We start from the raw sequence: 6,530 nt of genomic DNA, 5'->3' as shown, positions 1-6,530 counted from the left end.
GGATGGAGGCCGACGGAGTGCCGCCTGGAGAACCCGAGATCAGTGTCAGCTGAGAGGCCGCGCGGATAGGCGGTGTGGAGCAAGCAGCGGGTCGAGGGCCGAGTCCGGCACGGCGGAGATGGGAGACGCAGCGGAGCTGCGGCGACCGAGGGCAACGCCGCCAGGCGAGAGCCGTCGACCCGCGACGCCGACCCGTCTGTCCGCACGGCCTCTCAAGCGAAACAGTCCCCTGGAGGGGAGCGAGGTGGGAAAGTGTCGCTGCTCGAGAACATCCGTGGTCCGCGCGATCTGAAGGCCCTTCCGCCGGAGCGGCTGGGCGAACTCGCGGGGGAGATCCGTGAATTCCTGGTCCAAGCCGTGGCCAGGACCGGGGGGCACCTGGGACCCAATCTCGGCGTGGTCGAGTTGACGATCGCCCTGCACCGGGTCTTCGACTCGCCGGCCGACCGTATCCTGTGGGACACGGGTCACCAGTCCTATGTGCACAAAATACTGACGGGACGTCAGGATTTTTCCAAGCTGCGGGGGAAGGGCGGCCTGTCCGGCTATCCCTCGCGCGCCGAGTCCGAGCACGACGTCGTCGAGAACAGCCACGCCTCCACGGTGCTCGGCTGGGCCGACGGCCTGGCCAAGGCCAACCAGGTGCTGGGCCGGCGCGACCACGTCGTGGCCGTCACCGGTGACGGCGCGCTCACCGGGGGCATGGCCTGGGAGGCGCTGAACAACATCGCGGCCGCCAAGGACCGCCCGCTGATCATCGTCGTCAACGACAACGAGCGCTCCTACGCCCCGACCATCGGCGGGCTCGCCAATCATCTGGCCACCCTGCGCACCACCGACGGCTACGAACGCTTCCTCGCCTGGGGCAAGCAGAGGCTGCAGCAGACGCCCGTCGTCGGCAAGCCGCTCTACGAGTCCCTGCACGGCGCCAAGAAGGGGTTCAAGGACGCCTTCGCCCCGCAGGGCATGTTCGAGGACCTGGGCCTGAAGTACCTCGGCCCGATCGACGGCCATGACATCGCCGCCGTCGAGTCCGCGCTGCGCCGGGCCCGGCGCTTCCACGGACCCGTCCTCGTCCACTGCCTCACCGAGAAGGGCCGCGGCTACGCCTTCGCCGAGCGCGACGAGGCCGACCGCTTCCACGCCGTCGGCGCCATGGACCCGCTCACCTGCGAGCCGCTCACCCCGTCGAGCGGCCCGAAGTGGACGTCGGTCTTCGCCGAGGAGATGGTCAGGATCGGCGCCGAGCGCCCGGACGTCGTAGCGATCACGGCGGCCATGCTCCAGCCGGTCGGGCTGGAGAAGTTCGCCAGGGCCTTCCCGCGCCGCGTGTACGACGTCGGGATCGCCGAGCAGCACGCGGCCGTCTCGGCGGCGGGCCTGGCGACGGGCGGCCTGCATCCGGTGGTCGCCGTGTACGCGACCTTCCTCAACCGCGCCTTCGACCAGGTCCTGATGGACGTGGCGCTGCACCAGTGCGGCGTCACCTTCGTGCTCGACCGGGCGGGCGTCACCGGCGACGACGGCGCCTCCCACAACGGCATGTGGGACATGTCGATCCTGCAGGTCGTCCCCGGCCTGCGGATCGCCGCGCCGCGCGACGCCGACCAGCTGCGCGCCCAGCTCCGCGAGGCGATCGACGTCGACGACGCGCCCACCGTCGTCCGCTTCCCCAAGGAGACCGTCGGCGAGGCCCTGCCGGCCATCGGCCGGGTCGGCGGCATGGACGTCCTGCACCGCGGCGACCGGCCGGATGTGCTGATGGTGTCCGTGGGCGCCCTCGGCGCGGTGTCCCTGGCCGCCGCCGCCCTGCTGCGCGAACGCGGCGTCGGCGTCACGGTCGTCGACCCCCGCTGGGTCAAGCCGCTCGACGCGGAGCTGCCCGCGCTCGCCGCCCGGCACCGCATGGTCGCCGTGATCGAGGACAACGGGCGGGCCGGGGGCGTCGGTTCGGCCGTCGCACAGGCCCTCCGGGACGCGGAGACCGATGTGCCGGTCCGCGACTTCGGCATCCCGCAGCAGTTCCTGCCGCACGCCAGGCGCGGCGAGGTGCTGGCCGACATCGGTCTCACCCCCGCTGAGATCGCCGGGCGGATCGGGGCCACCCTGCACCGTCTCGCGTCGGACGGGGGGCACCCGGGCGGGAAGGGCATGGACGGGAAGGACCCGAGCGGGAAGGACCCGAGCGGGAAGGACCAGGACGGAGTGCACCCGAGCGGGAAGCGGGCGCACGAGAAGCACCGAGAGGCGGCGTCCGGACGACATGCGCCCGGACGGCCGGCACCCCGACGAGAGGCACCCGGACGAGAGGCCCGTGAGCGATGACACCGCCCGATCCCGAGCCCAAGGGGTTCGACCTGGTGACCCTGCTGGCCGAGCGCGGCGCCGAGCGCTACGACCTGCACGCCAGGTACCTCAACCACCAGTTGCCGCGCATGCTGCACACCATCGGCTTCGACAAGGTCTACGAGCGGGCCGAGGGCGCGTACTTCTGGGACGACGAGGGCCGGGACCACCTCGACATGCTCGCCGGCTTCGGGGTGATGGGCCTGGGCCGCCACCATCCGGTCGTGCGCAAGGCGCTGCACGATGTGCTGGACGCCGGGCTGGCGGACCTGACCCGCTTCGACTGCCAGCCGCTGCCCGGGCTGCTCGCGGAGAAGCTGCTCTCGCACGCGCCGGGCCTGGACCGGGTGTTCTTCGGCAACAGCGGTACCGAGGCGGTCGAGACGGCCCTGAAGTTCGCCCGCTACGCCACCGGCCGGCCCCGCGTGCTCTTCTGCGACCACGCGTTCCACGGGCTCACCACGGGGTCGCTGTCCGTGGGCGGGGAGAGCGGTTTCCGCGAGGGTTTCGACCCGCTGCTCCCCGACACCCCCGTGCCGCTTGGCGATCTCGCGGCACTGGAGCGGGAGCTGGTCAAGGGCGACGTGGCCGCGCTGATCGTCGAACCGATCCAGGGCAAGGGCGTGCACCCGGCACCGCCGGGTTATCTGCGGGCGGCGCGGGAGCTGCTGCACCGGCACAAGGCGCTGCTCATCGCCGACGAGGTGCAGACCGGCCTCGGCCGCACCGGCGACTTCTTCGCCTACCAGCACGAGGAGGGCGTCGAGCCGGACCTGGTGTGCGTCGCCAAGGCCCTGTCGGGCGGCTATGTGCCGGTGGGCGCCACCCTCGGCAAGGAGTGGATCTTCAAGAAGGTCTACTCCTCCATGGACCGGGTGCTGGTGCACTCCGCGAGTTTCGGCTCCAACGCGCAGGCCATGGCCGCGGGGCTGGCCACCCTCGCGGTGATGGAGGACGAGAAGGTCGTCGACAACGCCCGGGTCACCGGAGAGCTGCTCCGCGACCGCCTCACCGCCCTCGTCGACCGCTACGAGTTGCTGCACGAGGTCCGCGGCCGGGGCCTGATGATCGGCATCGAGTTCGGCAGGCCGAAGTCGCTGGGGCTGCGCAGCCGCTGGATGATGCTGCAGGCGGCCCGCAAGGGCCTGTTCGCCCAGATGGTGGTCGTGCCGCTGCTGCAGCGGCACCGTATCCTCACCCAGGTCTCCGGGGACCACCTGGAGGTGATCAAGCTGATCCCGCCGCTGATCATCGGGGAGCGGGAGGTGGACCGCTTCGTGGCGGCGTTCACCGCCGTGATGGACGACGCGCACAGCGGCGGTGGCCTGATGTGGGAGTTCGGGCGGACACTGGTGAAGCAGGCGGTCGCGGTTCGCTGATCCGGGCCCGCCGCCCGGCCCACGCTTGATGGCCCCGCCAACTGTTGCCCCGGAGGCAAGTTTCTTGCCTCCGGGGTGAACGGTGTCTATACCTGAGGCATGACCACACCCTCGGCGGGCGAGGCGCCCCTGCCGGACGTCGCCCCCCGACTGGCACATCACCCGGGCCACGGTGGCGCCCTGCGCCTCAGGGGCGGGCTGACCCTGGAGGCGGCCGCCGCCCGTGCCGGGCTGTCGCCGGCGCACCTGTCCCGGTTGGAGACCGGCCAGCGGCAGCCTTCCCTGCCCATGCTGCTGACGCTCGCCCGCACCTACGGCACCACCGTGTCGGACCTGCTCGGCGAGACCTCACCCGAGCGCGACCCCGTCGTCCGGGGCGGCGCCGTGCCGCCCGCGGAAGCCGGCGGCTGGACGTACTGGCCGGCCGGAAACCCCGGGCGGGCCATGCAGGCGCTGCGGCTGCACGTGCCTCCCGGCCCCCAGGAGGGGCTGGTGCGCGTCCACGCCGGCGAGGAGTGGCTGTACGTCCTCGGGGGCGAGCTGCGGCTCACCCTCGGGGAGGCCGTGCACCGGCTGGTGCCCGGTGACAGCGCCCACTTCGACTCGCTCACCCCGCACCGCATCGCGGCGGCCTCGCCGGCCGGTGTCGATCTGCTGTTCGTCCACACGCTGCTGCGGAGTTCCGTGGCGGAGCTGTGCCTGGGCGACGGCCGTTCCCCGCGCCCCCACGGCGCATGACGAGAGGACTGACCATGTCCGGCGACTCCCGGGACAAGGCCCCCATGGGCTTCAAGGTGCGCACCTTCATCTACCTGGTGGGGGTGCACGTCATCGCCGCGTTCTTCTTCCTGGTCTTCCACTTGGCGGGGGCCAAGTAGGCCGCGCCCGAAGGCGGAGAACGCCGCGGGTCAGGCCGGCCGCGCGCCGTCCAGGAAGAGCGCGCGCAGCCGCTCGCGGCGCGCGAGGGTGAGGCCGAGTCCCTTCTCCAGGTAGCGGCCCACCGAGCCCCAGTGCTCCTCGATGGTGTCGAAGGCGGCATCCAGGTACTCCTTGCGCGCGTCGAAGAGCGGGCCGAGCAGCTCCATGACCTCGGGGGTGCTCGCCGGTTCGGCGTGCGCGCCCCGCCTGATGCGGTAGCGGCGGTGGGCCTCGTTGCTCTTGAGGTAGTCCTCCATGATCGCGGCGCGTTCGACCCCCAGGGCGAGCAGGATCACGGCGATCGAGGTGCCGGCCCGGTCCTTGCCCGCCGCGCAGTGCAGTAGTGCCGGCACCGACTCGTCCTCGGCGAGCAACTCCAGCATGCGGGTGTGCTCGGCGGTGCGCTCCAGCACGATGCGGCGGTAGGCCGCGACCATGCGCGCGGTGCCGCGGCCCTCGCCGAGGATCTCGCGGAGCGCCGAGACGTCGCCGTCGCGGACCGTGGTCCAGAACTCGGCGCCCCGGGCGGGGTCGCTCAGCGGCAGGTTCACCTGTCGCACGCCGGGCAGCTCGACGTCCGGGCCCTCCAGCTTCATGTCGGCGGCGTTGCGGAAGTCGAAGACCGTGTGCAGGCCGAGGGAGGAGAGGTAGCCGGCGTCCTCGGCGGTGGCGTGCGCCAGGTGCCCGCTGCGGAAGAGCCGCCCGTAGCGCACCCGTCGGCCGTCGGCCGTCGGGAGGCCCCCGACGTCGCGGAAGTTGCGCACACCGGTCAGCTCGGGCTCCGTGGGGGCGGTCTGCGGCGTCTGCTCTGTCACCGGTGCTCCTTCGCTCACGGGTACGTTCACGGACCGCGCGGTGCGGGTCACCGGCGGGCGGACCACTGCCGACCCTACGGCACACCGGGCGCCGCCCGTACCGGTCGGTATGCGATCGCCGTCGCGGGCCGGTGGGCGCCGCCGGACACCGCCGTATTCCGCGTGGGGCGCATCAAGTCGGGTGGGATAGATCACCTCCCGTCAACCCCTGGTTACGGTGGCGTAGGTCACTCGAGGAGGTGAAGTATGTGCGGACGTGCCAGACGATTCGAAAAACAACAGTGACGCCATCGGGTCGTACACAGCCGTGGGGGACAGCTTCACGGAAGGTGTCGGCGATCCGGGTCCCGACGGGACGTTCATCGGCTGGGCCGACCGGCTGGCGGTGCTCCTCTCCGACCGCCGGCCCGGACACGACTTCCGGTACGCCAACCTCGCGGTGCGCGGCCGCCTCCTCGACCGGATCGTCGAGGAGCAGGTTCCGCGGGCCGTGGAACTCGCGCCCGACCTCGTGACCTTCTGCGCCGGCGGCAACGACATCCTGCGGCCCGGCAGCGACCCGGACGACGTCGCCGAGCGCTACGAGGCGGCGGTCGCCCGCCTCGCCGCCGCCGTCGGCACCGTCGTGCTGTGCACGGGCTTCGACACCCGCGGCATCCCCGTGCTGCGGCATCTGCGCGGCAAGATCGCCACCTACACCGCGCATGTGCGCGCGATCGCCGACCGGTACGACTCCCCGGTGCTGGACCTATGGTCGCTCCGGTCGATCCAGGACCGCAGGGCCTGGGACGCCGACCGACTCCACCTGTCGCCCGAGGGGCACACCCGGGTCGCCCTGCGCGCCGCACAGGTGCTGGGGCTCGAGGTGCCGGCCGACCCCGACCAGGCATGGCCGCCGGAACCCTTCCGTGCGCCCGCCGAGGTCCGGCGGGACAACATCCAATGGGCCCGCGAGCACCTCGTGCCCTGGATCGGCCGGCGGCTGCGCGGGGAGTCCTCCGGCGACAATGTGACGCCCAAGCGCCCCGACCTGCTGCCGCTGTAGACGGCTGCCCGGCGGGGTGGGGGCTCC

Annotated in this window: 6 protein-coding genes; 5 read left to right on the top strand and 1 reads right to left on the bottom strand. The window is 72.3% G+C overall.

What is annotated here, in order from left to right; translation table 11 throughout:
* The first annotated feature begins 252 nt into the window (after positions 1–252).
* The 4 genes from dxs to ACRWND_RS12205 all read left to right on the top strand — a co-directional run bounded on the left by dxs (position 253) and on the right by ACRWND_RS12205 (position 4,603).
* Positions 253–2,325, top strand: a complete 2,073-nt coding sequence (gene dxs / locus ACRWND_RS12220) for a 1-deoxy-D-xylulose-5-phosphate synthase (RefSeq protein WP_431948729.1) — start codon at positions 253–255, stop codon at positions 2,323–2,325.
* On the top strand, positions 2,322–3,725 hold the full coding sequence (locus ACRWND_RS12215) for an aspartate aminotransferase family protein (RefSeq protein ID WP_431948728.1): 1,404 nt from the start codon (positions 2,322–2,324) through the stop codon (positions 3,723–3,725). The genes dxs and ACRWND_RS12215 overlap by 4 nt, the downstream gene beginning before the upstream one ends.
* Positions 3,726–3,824: 99 nt before the next feature.
* Positions 3,825–4,463: a helix-turn-helix domain-containing protein gene (locus ACRWND_RS12210; RefSeq protein WP_431948727.1), complete on the top strand. Its 639-nt coding sequence runs from the start codon at positions 3,825–3,827 to the stop codon at positions 4,461–4,463.
* Positions 4,464–4,477: 14 nt separating this feature from the next.
* The gene (locus tag ACRWND_RS12205; RefSeq protein ID WP_431948726.1) at positions 4,478–4,603 is read left to right on the top strand and encodes a DUF6126 family protein; all 126 of its coding nucleotides are present in this window, start codon (positions 4,478–4,480) and stop codon (positions 4,601–4,603) included.
* A gap of 30 nt (positions 4,604–4,633) precedes the next feature.
* Here ACRWND_RS12205 and ACRWND_RS12200 read toward each other — a convergent pair whose 3' ends face one another.
* Positions 4,634–5,458, bottom strand: coding sequence for a tyrosine-protein phosphatase (locus ACRWND_RS12200; protein WP_431948725.1), 825 nt, complete (start codon positions 5,456–5,458; stop codon positions 4,634–4,636).
* 256 nt (positions 5,459–5,714) lie between these two features.
* On the opposite strand from ACRWND_RS12200, the gene ACRWND_RS12195 reads away from it, so the two are divergent.
* Positions 5,715–6,503, top strand: a complete 789-nt coding sequence (locus tag ACRWND_RS12195) for an SGNH/GDSL hydrolase family protein (protein WP_431948724.1) — start codon at positions 5,715–5,717, stop codon at positions 6,501–6,503.
* Positions 6,504–6,530 lie beyond the last annotated feature (27 nt).

This window comes from Actinacidiphila sp. bgisy167, assembly GCF_965342175.1.
GTDB lineage: Bacteria > Actinomycetota > Actinomycetes > Streptomycetales > Streptomycetaceae > Actinacidiphila.
Note: the sequence above shows the minus strand (reverse complement) of the source record. Positions and strands in the feature narration are given on the sequence as shown.